Genomic DNA, 15,684 nt, shown 5'->3' on the forward strand with positions numbered 1-15,684 from the left:
CTGGGTTGACGAGACGTCAGCCCAGGGCGTTGCGCTTGGCCGGCATCCGCAGGGTGACCATCCGGCGCCAGCCCCAGAGCCGGTCGTACAGGTAGAGGCCGTACACGCCGGCGGTCAGCAGCAGCCGCTGGTGCCGGGGCCAGCCCAGGATCCGGCCCAGCGCGGTCATCACGGCCAGCCCGACGTCCCGGTGGGTGCGGATCTCGCCCCGGGCGATCGACTCCAGGGTGTGCCGGATGTACGGGCCGTGGCCCCGGGCGGCCAGCCGGAGCAGCTCCTCGTGGCAGTAGGCGAGGTGGTCGTCCTCGTCGGCGGAGATCATCCGCATCGCCCGGTCCAGGTCGGGGTTGCCGGCGTAGGCCTTGGCCAGCTGGCGCATCTGCTCGGACGCGCGCTGCTCGGTGACCCGGCTGTGCGCCAGGTAGGTGATGATCTCGCGGTCGGAGAGCGGGGCGCCCGAGGTCAGCCGGTCGTGCGAGAGGCCGATGCCCTGACGCTCCAGCAGCATGCAGTAGTCGGTCTCCGGCGGGACCTCCACCTTCTCCAGGCCGCGCTTGCGCAGCAGCTGGGTGAAGATCCGGCCGTGCTTGCGCTCGTCCGCGCCGTGCCGGGCCACCTTGGGGGCCAGCACCGGATCGGCGGTGAGCTCGGTGATCCGCTCGTTCTCCCAGCCGCCCTGGTCCTCACCGCCGGCCGCCACCGAGCAGAACAGCTGGTAGGCGCGGTCGTCGGCGTAGATCTGCTGGAACAGCGATCGGGTGCTGAGCATGGCGGAGCCTCTCCTCCGGTCGGGGGATCCATCCTGTGCCGGGGCGCTCCGGGCGGGCCACCGGTGCTGCGCCGGGCGGGTGCCCGGGGGTGTGGCCGACCGGTGGGGAGGAGGGGTGCAACCGGGGGCCTAGAATGCTGCGTCCACGGTGTGCGGCACGCCTGCGGGTGCCGATCCGCGCACGCGTCGGCCGAGCATCCGTCAGGTCGCAACGCCCACCCGTCCCCAGGGCACCACCGTCCGCCGCGCACCCGGAACGAGCCTGTCCGGGAGCTCATCTGACGGTCCGATTGCCAGAACAAGGATTTGTCATGAAGGTTCCGCACGACGCCCCCACCGGAGGGGCGGAACTGCCCGCGGCAGCCCCTACGCTGACACCCCGTGAGTACGCCCGTGTCCGTTGAACCGACCCAGGAGCAGCCCCGCCGGCGGCTCCAGACGCTGCGCACCCAGGCGGCGGCCGTGCCCCGGGCCTGGCTGCCCGGCGCCGTGGGGTACACCTGTCTGCTGATCGGCCTGGTGGACATCGCCTGCGCCGTCTTCCCGAAGCTGCGCGGCACCAAGATGCAGTGGCTGGCCGGCCAGCTCCCCGGCGGCACCACCACCCTGGCCGCCGCCGGCACCCTGATGGTCGGCCTGCTGCTGGTGATGCTGGCGCACGCGCTGCGCCGCCGCAAGCGCCGCGCCTGGCGAGCCGTCTGCGTGCTGCTGCCGATCGGCGCCGGGCTGCACCTGCTGCGCTGGCACCAGATCGGCCCGGCGGTGATCTCGCTGGTGCTGTTCGTGGTCATGCTGGTCCACCACCGCGAGTTCTACGCCAAGGCCGACCCGCGCACCCGCTGGCGCGCCGGTGCCGCCTTCGTCCTGCTGGCCGCCGTCTCGGTCGGCCTCGGCCTGCTGATCGTCGGCGTCCGCCACGGCGCCGAGGTCAACACCCCCGGCCTCGCCGAGCGGCTCCAGCACGTCCTCTACGGCCTGGTCGGCTTCGAGGGCCCGGTCGACTACCGCTCCGAGCGGGTCGCCTGGTACGTCGGCTACTCCCTCGGCGCGCTCGGCCTGATCACCGCCGGCACCACCGCCTACCTGGCGCTGCGCCCCGAGAAGCCCGAGCCCGAGCTCACCGCCGAGGACGAGGTGAAGGTCCGTCAGCTGCTGGAGCGCCACGGCGAGCGGGACTCGCTCGGCTACTTCGCCCTGCGCCGCGACAAGAGCGTGCTCTTCTCGCCCACCGGCAAGGCCGCCATCTCCTACCGGGTGGTCTCCGGCGTGATGCTCGCCTCCGGCGACCCGGTCGGCGACCCCGAGGCCTGGCCCGGCGCCATCAAGGTCTTCATGGCCGAGGCCCGCGCCCACGCCTGGGTCCCCGCCGTGATGGGCTGCTCCGAGCAGGGCGGCGAGATCTGGACCCGGGAGGCCGGCCTCGACGCGATCGAGCTAGGCGACGAGGCCATCGTCGACACCGAGGCCTTCTCGCTCTCCGGGCGCGCCATGCGCAACGTCCGGCAGATGGTGAAGCGGATCGAGCGCAACGGGTACTCCTGCCAGGTCCGCCGGGTCGGTGACCTGACCCTGGAGGAGAAGCGCCGGATCGCCGACGCCGCCGCCCGCTGGCGCGGCACCGACACCGAGCGCGGCTTCTCCATGGCGCTCGGCCGGTTCGGCGACCAGGGCGACGACGCCTGCGTGGTGGTCACCGCGCACAAGGCCCCCGAGGAGGGCGAGCCCGCCGACGCGGACGACCTCAAGGCGGTGCTGCACTTCGTGCCGTGGGGGCCGGACGGGATCTCGCTGGAGCTGATGCGGCGTGACCGGGCGGCCGACCCGGGGCTGAACGAGCTGCTGATCGTGGCCGCGCTGCAGGCCGTGCCGGCGCTCGGCGTGCGGCGGGTGTCGCTGAACTTCGCGATGTTCCGCTCGGCGCTGGCGCGCGGGGAGCGGATCGGGGCGGGGCCGGTGCTGCGGGCCTGGCGCGGGCTGCTGGTCTTCCTCTCGCGGTGGTTCCAGATCGAGTCGCTGTACAAGTTCAACGCCAAGTTCCAGCCGGAGTGGGAGCCGCGGTTCCTGGTCTACCCGCAGACCCGGGACCTCCCGCGGATCGGCTTCGCCGCGATGCAGGCGGAGGCCTTCATCACCCTGGGGCTGCCGACGCCGTGGCGCCGCAAGCAGCGGCAGGGCCTGATGCCGGACGCTCCGCGGCTCACCAAGGCCGCCTGAGGCCGAAAGCGGCGCATCGGCAGGGCAGCGACCCAGGGGCGCGGGGAACTGCGCGAGTCGGAAGGCGGCTCACCTGCAACTGAGGCTCCGTCAGCCAGTTGCAGGTGCTGCCGTTCCCCCGCGCGCAGTTCCTCGCGCCCCTGGGTCGCTGCCCTGCCGGGCGTCCCGGCTCGGGCGTCGCGTCGATAATGGGGCCCATGAACAAGCTGCCCGGCCTTCCTGATCTCGACCGCTGCGCCGTGATGGGGGTGGTCAACGTCACGCCGGACTCGTTCTCGGACGGGGGGCTGTGGCTGGACCCGGCGAAGGCCGTCGCGCACGGGCTGGCGCTGACCGCCCGGGGGGCGGACCTGGTGGACGTCGGCGGGGAGTCGACGCGGCCGGGGGCGCAGCGGGTGACGGAGGCGGAGGAGCTGCGCCGGGTGATCCCGGTGGTGGAGGAGCTGGCGGCGGCCGGGGTGGTGGTGTCGGTGGACACCATGCGGGCGGCGGTGGCGGCCCGGGCGGTGGAGGCCGGGGCCCGGCTGGTGAACGACGTCTCGGGCGGGCTGGCGGACCCGGAGATGGCGGCCGTGGTGGCCGAGACGGGTGCCCCGTTCGTGGTGATGCACTGGCGCGGGCAGTCCGCGGACATGGACGCCCTGGCGGTCTACGGGGACGTGGTCGAGGACGTGGTGGCCGAGCTGACGGCCCGGGTGGCGGTGCTGACCGCCGCCGGGGTCAAGGAGGAGCAGCTGGTGCTCGACCCGGGTCTGGGCTTCGCCAAGACCCCGGAGCACAACTGGGCACTGCTCGGCCGGCTGGACGCGCTGACCGGTCTCGGCCGCCCGGTGCTGGTGGCGGCTTCGCGCAAGCGGTTCCTGGGTACGCTGCTGGCCAACCCGGAAACGGGCGAGCTGCGCCCGGCCAGGGAGCGGGACGACGCCACGGCGGCCGTCTCGGTGCTGTCGGCCCGGGCCGGGGCGTGGGCGGTCCGGGTGCACGACGTGGCCGGGACGGCCGACGCGGTGAGGGTGGTGGCGGCCTGGCAGCGGGCGGCCGCGCGGTGACCTATCCGGGGGTAGCGGTTTGGCGAAGGGCGGGAGTGACCATGGCGGGTGACGGCAGGTCGGTCGGGGACCGGGCCTCGGCGGAGGCGGAGCTGGACAGGCTGGCGGTGCTGGCGGCCAACCAGGCGCTGTACGAGGCCCTGGAGAACGGCGACCTGGAGGCCGTGGAGAACGCCTGGCTCGGCCCGGACGACGCCGACGACAAGCACGGCGCGGTCTGCGTGCACCCCGGCTGGCCGGTGCTGCGCGGCCGGGCGCAGGTGACCCGCTCCTACATGTTGATCATGGCGAACACGGAGTACATCCAGTTCTTCCTGACCGACGTGGAGTGCGAGGTGCAGGGCGACACGGCCCTGCTCACCTGCACCGAGAACATCCTCTCCGGCGGCGAGGCCGAGGAGGAGGGCGAGCTGGGTCCGCTGGTCGGCGGCAAGGTGGTCTCCACCAACCTGTTCCGGCGTAGCCCGGACGGCTGGAAGCTCTGGTCGCACCACGGTTCGCCCGTGCTGACCAGCGGGGACGACGAGGACGAGGAGTGAGACGGGGCTGAGGCTCCGTCAGCCCGGCGGGAATCCGCCGGGCCGCGGTGTTGTTGCGGAACGTGCACCGACTGTTCACGTCAATGGCCGTTCCGGCGTGCGTGGCGGCGCGCGGTGCCGGGTAGGACGGTCGGGGTTCGTCGTCGTCCGCGGGTAGATTCGAGAGCTGCGGGCCGGGCGGCCCGGTGCTCCGCCGTGTGCGGAGCCTGTCCACATGGGAGAAGTGAGTTGCTGGACCGCGTCACTCTGCGGGGCCTGCGTGCCCGTGGCCACCACGGTGTCTTCGAGCGCGAGCGGGTCGAGGGCCAGACCTTCGTGGTCGACCTGGTGATGTACCTGGACACCCGCCCGGCGGCCTCCGGCGACGACCTGACCCGCACCGCGCACTACGGGGTGGTGGCCGAGGAGGTCACCGCGATCATCGCCGGCGAGCCGGTCGACCTGATCGAGACGCTGGCCCAGCGGATCGCCGACCAGTGCCTGAAGCACGAGGCGGTGGAGGAGGTCGAGGTCACCGTGCACAAGCCGGACGCCCCGATCACGGTGCCGTTCGACGACGTCACGATCACCATCCACCGGCGCCGCGGATGACCTTCGCGGTGCGGCCCGCCGCCGTCCAGACCGAACCTGCAGAGGGATACCGATGAGCACCAGCGACCCGACCGCCTCGCCGACCACGTTCGACCTGGAGCGCCGGGTCGACACCGCCGAATCCACCCTGCACGACCCGCGCCGCGCGGCCCTGGCCCTCGGCAGCAACCTGGGCAACCGGCTGGAGACCCTCCAGGGCGCCGTCGACGCGCTGGCCGACACCCCCGGGCTCAAGGTCTGCGCCGTCTCGGCGGTGTACGAGACCGCCGCGGTCGGCGGCCCGGACGAGCAGCCCTCGTACTTCAACGCCGTGGTGCTGCTGAAGACCACCCTGCCGCCGAGCTCCCTGCTGGAGCGGGCCAACGCGGTCGAGGACGCCTTCGGCCGGGTCCGCACCGTCCGCTGGGGCCCGCGCACCCTGGACGTGGACGTGCTGGCCTACGAGGGCGTCACCAGTGACGACCCGGTGCTGCTGCTGCCGCACCCGCGGGCCCACGAGCGGGCCTTCGTGCTCGCCCCCTGGCAGGACGCCGACCCGGACGCCGAGCTGCCCGGTCTCGGCCGGGTGGCCGACCTGCTGAAGACGGTCGCCGAGGAGCCCGGCCAGGAGGTCCTGCGGCGCGACGACATCCAGCTCCGGTTGCCGGAGTAGCCGGGGTCGGGGCCGCCTCCCCGGAACCGGGCGGCGGGGGCGCACGTTGGCCCTGCTGTCCGGTCCGCGCCCGGCCGGTCTCTGCTTGACTGGGCGTCATCTCCGCTGGAAGGACCCGTGTGAAGCCGCTCCGCCTCCGTCTGCTGCTGCTGATCGCCGCCGTGGCCACCGCGCTGGCCTGGGCGGGTGCCCGGCTGTGGGACTCGCTCGGGCACCTGCCCGGGGTGCCCGCCGCCGCGCCGATCGTGCTGGCGGCGGTCGCGGTGGTGCTGCTGGCCACCGCGCTCTCGCTGCGGTCCCGGTTGAAGGCGGCCCGTGAGCGGCAGCACGGGGCCCGCGGGGTCGACCCGATCGGGGCGGCCCGGGCGGTGGTGCTCGGCCAGGCCAGCGCCCTGGTCTCGGCGGTGATGGCCGGGGTCTACGCGGGCACCGGCATCCACCTGCTGAGCCAGCTGGACGATCCGGCCCGGGCCTCCCAGGCGATCACCGCCGGACTGGCCGTGCTCGCGGCGGCCGCCGTGGTGGCGGCCGCGCTCTGGCTCCAGCACGTCTGCCGGCTGCCGGAGGACCACGACGGGCCGGCCGGGCCCGCACCGTCGGCGCGCTGACCGCACCGTTCCGGTACTGACGGCACGTCAGGCCGCCGTCACCGGGAGTGTCGGTGACGGCGTGTCAAGGGCGGAATGGGGGGCCAGGCTGACAGCGCCCCGATTCGCACGCTAGTTTCTTTGGCATGTCTCGCGGACGCCACCGTCACTCGTCCCTCCTCGGCCGCACCGGGCCGCCGGTCGCGGCCGGCGTGCTCGTCGTCGCCGCCCTGGCCTCCCTGGTGGCCAGTCCGGACACCCTCGTGGTGCGCTCGTTGGGCGTCGCCGCCGTGCTCGCCGCGGTCGGGATCGCCCTGCTGCTGCGCCAGCGCGACCGCGCCGCCCGGCTGGCCGCCGAGCTGGCCGCCACCCGGCGGCTGCGGGCCGAGGAGCGCTTCGAGGAGCAGCTCGCCGAGGCCGAGTACGCCGCCGAGGTGGCCGAGGAGCGGGCCACCCGCTTCGGCCGCCGGCTGACCGCCGAGAAGTCCCGGCTGGCCAAGGCCGAGACCGAGATCGCCCGGTTGCTCCGCGAGCGCGCCGTGCTGGTGGCCGAGCAGGCCCTCAAGGAGGCCGAGGCGCACCAGCGCGCGCTGGCCGCCGCGCGCCCCAAGTACCCCGCCTCGCCGGCCGCGTACGTCCGCGCGGCCTCGGTGCTGCGGCAGCTGGAGCGGGAGGCCGTCCGGGCCGAGGAGCGCCGGGCCGCCGCCGAGCGGGCCGCCGGGGCGGCGCGTCCGCCCGCGCTGCCGGCCGGTGCCGCCCCGGCACCCGCGGCCGCGCCGGTGCAGGCGACGGTCCGTCAGCTGGGCGCGGTGCCGGAGCGTCCGGTGCTCGCCGCGGCGGGCGCGGCGGAGGGCACTGCGGTGGCCGCGGCTCCGGTGGTGCGGCAGCGGCCGCGGCCGGCCGCGCGGGGGCAGAACTTCAGCTTCTTCGGCCGCGCCGGTGCGGCCGGCGCCGCCGTCCGGGCCGCCGCTCCGGCGCCCTCGGTCGGCAGCGTGACCGAGCTGGCCGCCAAGGCCCCGGCCGCCCCGTCCGGGGTGGAGGACCTGGCCGACCTGGCGGACGTGGTGGGCGACGAGGCGGTGGCCGAGAGCGCCCGCTACGCGGCCCCGCAGCCCTCCGTGGAGCAGCCGGTGACGGCCGCCCCGGCGGAGGAGGTCGCGGCCGCCCACGGACGGCCCGAGGTGGTCGACCTGACGCCGCACGACGACACCGAGGTGATCTCGGTCGCGGAGCTCCGGGCCGAGTTCCGCTAGACCGCTGGACCGCTGGGCCGCGCGCACACGCGGAAGGGGCGCCCCCTCGGGGGCGCCCCTTCGTGCTGGACCGCGTCTCAGATCTGGACGCCGAAGTCCTGGGCGATGCCGGCCAGGCCGGAGGCGTAGCCCTGGCCGACGGCGCGGAACTTCCACTCGGCGCCGTTGCGGTAGAGCTCGCCGAAGACCATCGCGGTCTCGGTGGCCGCGTCCTCGGAGAGGTCGTAGCGGGCGATCTCGGCGCCGCCGGCCGAGTTGAGCACCCGGATGTACGCGTTGCGGACCTGGCCGAAGCTCTGCTTGCGGTTGTCGGCGTCGTAGATCGAGACCGGGAAGGTGATCCGGGCCGCCTCGGCGGGGAGGTTGGCGAGGTTGACGCTGATCGCCTCGTCGTCGCCGGCGCCCTCGCCGCTGCGGTTGTCACCGGTGTGCACCACGGTGCCGTCCGGGGAGCTGGTGTTGTTGAAGAAGACGAAGTGCCCGTTGGAGAGCACCCGGCCCTCCGCGTTCAGCACGATGGCGCTGGCGTCCAGGTCGAACTCGGCGCCCGTGGTGGTCCGGACGTCCCACCCGAGGCCGACGTTGACCGCGGTCAGGCCCGGGGCCTCCTTGGTCAGCGAGACGTTGCCGCCCTTGGAGAGGCTGACTGGCATGGTTTCGGTGTCCCTTCGTCGCTTCTGCCCGTGAGAACGCGGGCGGCGGGGGTGGTGGTTCCGGCCGCGCGGCAAATCTCTCACGGCGGGGGCCGACGAGGGGTCAGATCCGGGGGAAGCGGCCCTGCACGGTCCAGATGTTCGGGTTGTCGGCCAGGCCCTCGTGCAGGTCGAACAGGTCGGCCAGCACGTCCTGGAGGAAGTCCCGGGCCTCCCGGCGCAGGTCCTCGTGGCGGACGACGGCCGGCGGCTCCTCGGGCAGCCAGGTGGCGCTGACCTCGACCAGGCCGAAGCGGCGGGCGAAGCGGAGCAGCTCGGTGTTCTGGGTGAAGTCCAGGTCGTAGGTCTGGACGAGTGCGGACCGGCTGCCGCGCGGGTCGCGGTCGAGCTCCTCGACCGTGTCGCAGAGCGCCCAGGCGAAGTCCAGCACCGGCACCCAGCTCCAGTTGGTGGAGAACTCGGCCCCGTCCGCGTCCAGGTAGACGTCGCCGCAGAACAGGTCGTGGCGCAGCGCCCGCACGGGGGCGGTCCGGTAGTCCGTCTGGGGCGGGTCGGGGAAGCGGTTGGAAAGGGAGTACCCGAGCTCGATCACGCCGACATTCTCCCCCACGGAGGCGGTCACCCCGGGGGCGCGGGGAACTGCGCGCTGGGGAACGGCAGCACGTACAGCTGGCTCACCTGCCCCGATCTCGCGCTGGTCCGCCTTCCGCACTCGCGCAGTTCCTCGCGCCCCCGGCATCACCACTTCCGTCGGCCGTCCCGGACCGGTGTTCGCCGCGCCCCCGGGATAACCACTTTCGACCGGGTGACCCGGGCGGGATGATGGCGGCATGCCTGAGCCTCTGCGCGTCCGGGGATCGGTGGTCGTGCCCGACGCCGAGCTGCTGTGGCGCTTCTCCCGTTCTTCCGGCCCCGGTGGCCAGCACGTCAACACCTCGGACACCCAGGTGGAGCTCCGCTACGACCTCGCGGGGTCGGCCGCGCTCCCGCCGGTGTGGAAGGAGCGCGCCCTGGAGCGCCTCGCGGGCCGGCTGGTGGACGGCCGGTTCGTGGTGGTGAAGGCGTCCGAGCACCGGTCGCAGCTGCGCAACCGCGAGATGGCGGTGGCCCGGCTGGCCGCGCTGCTCGGCGAGGCCACCGCGCCGCCGCCGAAGACCCGCCGCCGGACCAAGCCCACCCGGGGGATGATCGAGCGCCGGCTGGAGAACAAGCGCCACCGCTCGCAGCTCAAGCAGGGCCGGAGCCGTCCCGACTACTGACGGGGCCTCAGGCCAGGTGCCGGTAGCCGCCGCGGTGGTAGAGCAGCGGTGCGGCGCCGGGGGCGGGCACGGCCGCGGCGAGGACGTGGCCGATCAGCAGGGTGTGGTCGCCGGCGGCGACGCGCTGGACGGTGCGGCACTCGACGGTGGCCAGGGCGCCGTCGATCAGCGGGGCGCCGGAGTGCGGGCCGCGGTGGTGCGGGGTGTCGGCGAACAGCAGGCGGTCGCCGAGCCGGCCCTTCATGGCGAACCGGGAGGCGACGGTGCGGTGCGCCTCGCCGAGCAGGGAGACCGCCCAGTGGTCGGTGCGGGCGAGCAGTTCGTCCATCCGGGAGTCGGTGCGGACCGAGACGAGCACCAGCGGGGGCTCCAGCGAGACCGAGAGGAACGAGGTCGCGGTCATGCCGGCGTCCTCGCCGTCCTCGGGGTCGTGGGCGGTGACCAGGGTGACGCCGGAGGCGAGGTGGCCGAGCGCGGCCCGGAACTCGTCGGGGGTGGCGGCCTGGGTGACGGTGGACTGCGGGGACGTCTGCACGTACCGCACGGTAGTCGGCCGACCGGGTGGGCGGCATCGGGCAGTGGTCTTAGGACCGATGGGCCGGAGGACTGAAGCGGTGCTCCCCGGGCGGCGCAGGTCCTCACCCCTGGGGGTGAGGACGCGGGGCCCTACGGCGGGCAGCGGGCTTCAGCGGTGGTGGCGAAGAGCCGACCACCCAATGGTCCGGATTGTCCAGTGATGTTCCGCACAGGGCCTGTGAGCTGCGCTTACGGTCATGCGCATGGTGTGATTTGGGTCACAAGTGGTGACCTATTGTTGACCGAGCGTGCCGAACGTTGTGCTCCCTGTGATTCAGTTCTTCTGGCAATCGGACGATAACCATCAAGACCTATCCGAAGCAGCCGGGGAGCCCCCGCATGGAAGCCGAGTCGGAGCCCTACGTCCGCCTCGCGACCCTCCGCACCTTGCACCGGGTCGTGGCGGACCTCAACGCTGCCCGCAGCCTGGCGGGGACGCTCCAGGCGGTGGTCGAGGGCGCGGTGCACGGGCTCGGCTTCGACGCGGCGGCGGTCAGCCTGGTGCGGCCCGACGGCGATCTGGTGGTGGCGGCGGTCTGGGAGCTGGAGGAGAGCGCCTTCGGCGGGCCCGCGGTGCTGCTCGGCCAGGTCGGCTCGCGGGAGTCCTGGGAGCGGATGCTGAGCGTCAGCGACCACTGGGGCACCCTGCGCTTCCTGCCGTACGACCGGGGATGGGCGATCGGCACCGACATCCCGAGCTGGACCGGGGACGGCCCGCTGCCGGTGTACGTGAACGACTGGCACCCGCAGGACGTGCTGCTGGCCCCGATGTACAGCGCCGGGGGAGACCTGCTCGGCGTGCTCTCGGTGGACCGCCCGCGCAGCGGGAAGCGGCCCGGGGCGTGGACCCGGGAGGCGCTGGAGATGTTCTCCCTGCAGGCCTCGATCGCGATCGGGAACGCCCGGCTGCGGGCCGAGATGCAGCGCGCGCTGGCCCGGCTGGAGAAGGAGCAGCAGGCCCTGCGGGCCAGCGAGGAGAGCTTCCGGCAGGCCTTCGAGTACGCGCCCAGCGGGATGGCCATCACCGAGCTGCACGGCGCCGCGATGGGCCAGCTGACCAGGGTGAACGACGCGCTCTGCCGGCTGCTCGGGCGGCCCCGGGCGACGCTGCGCCAGCAGCGCTTCGCGGACCTGGTGCACCCGGACGACCTGGAGCTGCTCCAGCGCACCAGCGCCGAGGGCGGGCGGGCCGAGCTGCGGCTGTCCCGGCGGGACGGCGGCTACCAGTGGGTCTGCCTGCGCAACTCGGTGGTGGCGGACGCGGCCGAGGGGCCGAGCTTCCTGCTGACCCACGTCGAGGACATCGAGGAGCGCAAGCGCCACGAGTTCCAGCTGGCGCACCGCGCCAGCCACGACGCGCTGACCGGGCTGCCGAACAGCGCCGAGCTGCGGGCCAGGCTGGGCCGCCGGATCTGTCCGCTGGACCCGGCGGGCGCGGCGGCGCACGAGGCCGGCCCCGAGCGCCTGGACGGCGAGCCCGCGTACGCCGGGCAGGTGGCCTCGTACGGCGGCTTCGAGGTGGGGGGCGGCCCGGTCGCCCTGCCGCACGGCCACGGGGCCGCTGACGGGCCCGCCAGGGGGTTGGAGCGGGAGGCGTTCGGCCTGGACCGGGAGGCCTTCGGGCGGGTCCGCGAGCACGTCGAGGTGCCGGCCGACCACGTGCACACGGTGATCCCCTCCGAGCTGCCGGCCGGCGGCGACCTCTGGGGCTCCGGGCCGCGCGGCCCGGCCGCGGAGAAGGGCCTGGCGGTGCTCTTCTGCGACCTGGACGGCTTCAAGTCGATCAACGACCGGTTCGGCCACAAGGCGGGCGACGGGGTGCTGATCGAGGTGGCCCGGCGGCTCCAGCAGGTGGTCCGGGAGGGCGACACGGTGGCCCGGCTCGGCGGCGACGAGTTCGTGGTGCTGGCCGACGGGATCGGCCGCGAGGAGGCCAAGGACCTGGCCGGGCGGCTGCGCAACGCGATCATCCCGCCGATGCGGATCGACAACCGGACCACCCGGGTCGGCGTCAGCCTCGGCATCGGCTGGGCCGGCTGCGGCATGTCGATCGAAGAGGTGCTGCACGTCGCCGACGAGCGGATGTACGACGAGAAGCGGGCGCGCGGCGGCAGTCCGCGGGGCGCGCGGGGCGAGCGTTCGCACCGGCGCGCGGGGTGAAAGCGGCAGGTCGGACGGGGTCCGAACGGCGGGCGGCCGCCCGGGGTACGCCCTGACGGAGCGTCAGGCGCACCGTTTCTCCACCCGTTCCCCCGACCGTGTGCGCGGCGGTGGACGGCTTTCCCCGGCATCGGGCCGGGCAGGTAGGGTTCCCCGGTACGAGCGTTCATTCGCCCGTGCGGCGACGGGCCGCCGCACGTGTGCTGCGATGGGGAGTTGACCACCGTGACGACGGCCGGAAGTGACGGAGCGTCCGAGGACCGGACGGAGGAGGACCCTTTCGCGTACCTCTACCGGCCCGCCGACGGCGAGTCCGCCGCCGAGCAGCCGAGGTCCGCGGGGTACTCGCGCCCGGTCGAGGTGGGCCGCGCCCAGTACCCGCCGCCGCAGCCGCAGGCCGCCTACCAGCCGACGGCGCAGCAGCAGCTCCCGCACCAGCAGGGGGCGCAGCAGCACGCCCGGTACGCCGAGCACTCCCGCCCGCAGCCGGGCGAGCAGGCTCCGGCCGGGCGGAGCAAGGGCGTGGTCATCGGCGCCATCGCGGTGGTGGCCGCGATCGCCATCGGGGCCGGCGTGGCGCTCTCCATGGGTGACGCCGGCAAGGGCGACAAGAACGCCTCCGGCTCCACCGGCAGCGCCGCGGCGAGCACGCCGAGCTCCGGCCCGTCGCCGTCCGCCTCGCCGAACCCGAGCGCCTCGCCGCTGGTCAACGGCGCGGGCGTGGCCGACTTCAGCGGTCTGCAGCTCTCCGGCGGTGCGGCGGTGGCCAACTCGGTGGCCGGGGCCAAGGGCAAGGGCGGCTACGTCACCGGCCTGGCCGGCGGCGCGGTGGTGAGCTGGAAGGTCACCGTCCCGCAGGCGGCCACCTACCGGGTGTCGATCCGCTTCAACAACACCGGCGCGGACGCCCAGGCGGTGGTGAAGGTGGACGGCAAGCCCACCTACACCCCGATCAACCTGAGGAACTACAAGGCCGGCCTCCAGCCGGAGCAGGCCTGGTTCGGCTCCTGGATAAGCGCCGAGGTCCCGAGCGCGGGCGAGCACACGATAACGATCGAGTCGCTCCCCGCGAGCCCGGCCGGAGCGGTGCTCTTCGACCAGATCGCGGTCACCCCGAACGGCGTCGACCCCGGTCTGTGACCGCGAGGGAGTCCGTGACCGTCCGGGCCGAAGGCGAGCAGCGGGACGCAGATCCGCTGCTCACCTCTCCCGGAGGGTCAGGAGGCCCCGGTCAGGCCGCGTGGGCCCGGCTGAAGCGGTCCGCGCCGACGATCCACTCGCCGCGGCGCATCACCGCGACGAGGTCGTAGGTCTCGGAGTCGAGCACGACCAGGTCGGCGTTCTTGCCGGCCTCCAGGGTGCCGATCGAGTCGTCCAGGCCGAGCAGGCGGGCCGGGACGGTCGACAGCGAGGTGACGGCCTGGTTGAGCGTCAGACCGTTGACGGTGACCGAGCGCTTGAAGGCGACGTCCAGGGTGAGGGTGGAGCCGGCGATGGAGCCGCCCTCGACCAGGCGGGCGACCCCGTTCTCCACCCGGACCTGGAGCGGGCCCAGCGGGTAGAGGCCGTCGCCCATGCCGGCCGCGCCCATCGCGTCGGTGATCAGGGCGACCCGCTCGGCACCGGCGGTGCCGTAGGCGAGGTCGAGCACCGAGGGGTGCAGGTGCACGCCGTCGTTGATCAGCTCGACGGTGACCCGCTCGTCCTCGAGCAGGGCCACGATCGGGCCCGGGGCGCGGTGCTGGATGCCCGGCATCGCGTTGAACAGGTGGGTGGCGACGGTGGCCCCGGCCTCGACGGCCTCCAGGGTCTTGTCGTAGTCCGAGTCGGTGTGGCCGACGGCCGCGATCACGCCGAGGTCGGCGAGCATCCGGACGGACTCCAGACCACCCGTCAGCTCCGGCGCCAGGGTGAACATCCTCGCGGTGCCGCGGGCGGCGTCCACCAGCTTGCGCACCACGGCCGGGTCGGGGTCGCGCAGCAGGTCGGGGCGGTGCGCGCCGCAGCGGTTGTGCGAGATGAACGGGCCCTCGAAGTGCACGCCCGCCAGCACGCCGTCCTCGACCAGCTCGGAGAGCACGGCGGCCTGGTGGCAGAGCTCGTCGATCTCCCCGGTGACGGTGGAGGCCATGGTGGTGGTGGTGCCGTGGGCCAGATGGGTGCGGGCCACGGTGAGCGCCTCCTCGGCGATCCCCGAGGCGTAGGAGCCGCCGCCACCGCCGTGCACGTGCAGGTCCACGAAGCCGGGGACGACGGTGTAGCCCGTGAGGTCCACGTCGCCCGGCTCGGTCTCCCCGCCGAGGCCCGCGATCCGCGAACCCTCGACGGACAGCCGCCCGTGCTCGATCACACCGCCCGGCAGGACCAGTCGGGCTCCGGCAAGTGCAGTTCGGTCCGCGCTCACGCGGTCACCTCCATGGAGAGCAGATCCCAGGCGAGCAGGCCAGCGCCCAGGGATGCGGCGGTGTCTTTGAGCATGGCGGGAACGACCTTCGGGGGCATCTGGAAGGTCAGCCGCTCGGACACCGCTGCGCGCAAGGGTGTGAAGAGCGTGTCACCGGCTTCGGCCAGCCCGCCGCCGACGATCACCGTCGAGGGGTCGAGCAGGCTCTGGGCCAGCACGATCCCGTCGGCCAGCGCGTCGACCGCGGTCCGCCACACCTCCAGGGCGCGCGGGTCCCCGGCGTCGACCGCCGCGGCGCAGGCCGCCGCGTCCGCCTCCGGGTCGCCGCTCGCTTCGGCCCAGGCCCGGGAGACGGCGCCGGCCGAGGCCAGCGTCTCCAGGCAGCCCTTGGCGCCGCAGCCGCACTGCGGGCCGCCGGGGCGGACCACCACGTGGCCGATCTCGCCGCCGTAGCCGTGCGCGCCCGCCTCGATCGCCCCGTGGATGCCGATCGCCCCGGCGATGCCGGTGCCCAGCGCGATGAAGAGGAAGCGGTCCACGCCCTGCCCGGCGCCGATCCGGCCCTCGGCCAGCCCGCCGGAGCGGACGTCGTGGCCGAGGGCGACCGGAAGGCCGCCGAGGCGCTCGCCGAGCAGCTTGCGCATCGGCAGGTCCCGCCAACCGAGGTTGGCGGAGAAGACCGCGATCCCGTTCTTCTCGTCGATCGTCCCCGGCACCGCCACGCCGGCGGCGAGGGGGCCGGTGCCGAAGCGGCTGCGGCCCTCCTGCGCCAGCTCGGCGGCGAAGTCGAGGATGGTGGCGACGACGGCGTCCGTGCCGTGCTCCCGCCCGGTCGGTCGGCGTGCTTCGAACAGCACGGAGCCGTCCTGGGCGAGCAGCGCGGCCTTCATGCCGGTGCCGCCTACATCGAGTGCGATGACGTGCTTCACGGGGGACAGTTTCCCTTGGACTTGTCGGAGAGGTCTAGTCCAGTTGCGT

16 protein-coding genes are annotated in these 15,684 nt (G+C 74.1%); 10 read left to right on the forward strand and 6 right to left on the reverse strand.

What is annotated here, in order from left to right; translation table 11 throughout:
- Positions 1–16: 16 nt before the first annotated feature.
- A complete protein-coding gene (locus tag ABD946_RS14720) occupies positions 17–769 on the reverse strand; it encodes a ferritin-like domain-containing protein (RefSeq protein ID WP_345283648.1) in 753 nt (250 codons plus the stop codon).
- A 441-nt stretch (positions 770–1,210) separates the two neighbouring features.
- Here ABD946_RS14720 and ABD946_RS14725 point away from each other — a divergent pair, with 441 nt between their 5' ends.
- The 7 genes from ABD946_RS14725 to ABD946_RS14755 all read left to right on the forward strand — a co-directional run bounded on the left by ABD946_RS14725 (position 1,211) and on the right by ABD946_RS14755 (position 7,654).
- Entirely contained in the window at positions 1,211–2,983 is a 1,773-nt protein-coding gene (locus ABD946_RS14725) for a phosphatidylglycerol lysyltransferase domain-containing protein (RefSeq protein WP_380149462.1), read from the forward strand.
- Between the two features lie 188 nt (positions 2,984–3,171).
- Complete coding sequence (folP, locus tag ABD946_RS14730) at positions 3,172–4,032, forward strand: dihydropteroate synthase (protein WP_345283650.1); 861 nt, start codon at positions 3,172–3,174, stop codon at positions 4,030–4,032.
- 41 nt (positions 4,033–4,073) lie between these two features.
- Positions 4,074–4,571, forward strand: coding sequence for a nuclear transport factor 2 family protein (locus ABD946_RS14735; RefSeq protein WP_345283651.1), 498 nt, complete (start codon positions 4,074–4,076; stop codon positions 4,569–4,571).
- A gap of 231 nt (positions 4,572–4,802) precedes the next feature.
- On the forward strand, positions 4,803–5,162 hold the full coding sequence (gene folB, locus ABD946_RS14740) for a dihydroneopterin aldolase (RefSeq protein WP_345283962.1): 360 nt from the start codon (positions 4,803–4,805) through the stop codon (positions 5,160–5,162).
- Positions 5,163–5,214: 52 nt separating this feature from the next.
- Positions 5,215–5,814 (forward strand): 2-amino-4-hydroxy-6-hydroxymethyldihydropteridine diphosphokinase, encoded by a 600-nt coding sequence (gene folK, locus ABD946_RS14745; RefSeq protein WP_345283653.1) that lies wholly within the window; start codon positions 5,215–5,217, stop codon positions 5,812–5,814.
- Between the two features lie 119 nt (positions 5,815–5,933).
- Positions 5,934–6,422, forward strand: coding sequence for a DUF3180 domain-containing protein (locus tag ABD946_RS14750; protein WP_345283655.1), 489 nt, complete (start codon positions 5,934–5,936; stop codon positions 6,420–6,422).
- A gap of 125 nt (positions 6,423–6,547) precedes the next feature.
- On the forward strand, positions 6,548–7,654 hold the full coding sequence (locus tag ABD946_RS14755; RefSeq protein WP_345283657.1) for a hypothetical protein: 1,107 nt from the start codon (positions 6,548–6,550) through the stop codon (positions 7,652–7,654).
- A 77-nt stretch (positions 7,655–7,731) separates the two neighbouring features.
- On the opposite strand, the gene ABD946_RS14760 is transcribed toward ABD946_RS14755, so the two are convergent.
- Complete coding sequence (locus tag ABD946_RS14760) at positions 7,732–8,307, reverse strand: TerD family protein (RefSeq protein WP_345283659.1); 576 nt, start codon at positions 8,305–8,307, stop codon at positions 7,732–7,734.
- A gap of 103 nt (positions 8,308–8,410) precedes the next feature.
- Positions 8,411–8,899 (reverse strand): hypothetical protein, encoded by a 489-nt coding sequence (locus ABD946_RS14765; protein WP_345283661.1) that lies wholly within the window; start codon positions 8,897–8,899, stop codon positions 8,411–8,413.
- A gap of 238 nt (positions 8,900–9,137) precedes the next feature.
- On the opposite strand from ABD946_RS14765, the gene arfB reads away from it, so the two are divergent.
- On the forward strand, positions 9,138–9,566 hold the full coding sequence (gene arfB / locus ABD946_RS14770) for an alternative ribosome rescue aminoacyl-tRNA hydrolase ArfB (protein ID WP_345283663.1): 429 nt from the start codon (positions 9,138–9,140) through the stop codon (positions 9,564–9,566).
- A gap of 7 nt (positions 9,567–9,573) precedes the next feature.
- Here the strand turns inward: arfB and ABD946_RS14775 are convergent, their stop codons facing one another.
- Positions 9,574–10,101, reverse strand: coding sequence for a flavin reductase family protein (locus ABD946_RS14775; RefSeq protein ID WP_345283665.1), 528 nt, complete (start codon positions 10,099–10,101; stop codon positions 9,574–9,576).
- Positions 10,102–10,481: 380 nt separating this feature from the next.
- Here ABD946_RS14775 and ABD946_RS14780 point away from each other — a divergent pair, with 380 nt between their 5' ends.
- Together ABD946_RS14780 and ABD946_RS14785 are read left to right on the forward strand one after the other, a co-directional pair.
- Complete coding sequence (locus tag ABD946_RS14780) at positions 10,482–12,302, forward strand: diguanylate cyclase domain-containing protein (protein WP_345283667.1); 1,821 nt, start codon at positions 10,482–10,484, stop codon at positions 12,300–12,302.
- A 216-nt stretch (positions 12,303–12,518) separates the two neighbouring features.
- On the forward strand, positions 12,519–13,442 hold the full coding sequence (locus ABD946_RS14785; RefSeq protein WP_345283669.1) for a carbohydrate-binding protein: 924 nt from the start codon (positions 12,519–12,521) through the stop codon (positions 13,440–13,442).
- Between the two features lie 91 nt (positions 13,443–13,533).
- Here ABD946_RS14785 and nagA read toward each other — a convergent pair whose 3' ends face one another.
- Both nagA and ABD946_RS14795 read right to left on the reverse strand, forming a co-directional pair.
- Positions 13,534–14,706: an N-acetylglucosamine-6-phosphate deacetylase gene (gene nagA / locus ABD946_RS14790; RefSeq protein ID WP_345283671.1), complete on the reverse strand. Its 1,173-nt coding sequence runs from the start codon at positions 14,704–14,706 to the stop codon at positions 13,534–13,536.
- Entirely contained in the window at positions 14,703–15,635 is a 933-nt protein-coding gene (locus ABD946_RS14795; protein WP_345283674.1) for an ROK family protein, read from the reverse strand. Before ABD946_RS14795 ends, nagA begins: the two co-directional genes overlap by 4 nt.
- Positions 15,636–15,684 lie beyond the last annotated feature (49 nt).

Origin of the sequence: Kitasatospora albolonga, from assembly GCF_039535905.1 — a bacterium.
GTDB lineage: Bacteria > Actinomycetota > Actinomycetes > Streptomycetales > Streptomycetaceae > Kitasatospora > Kitasatospora albolonga.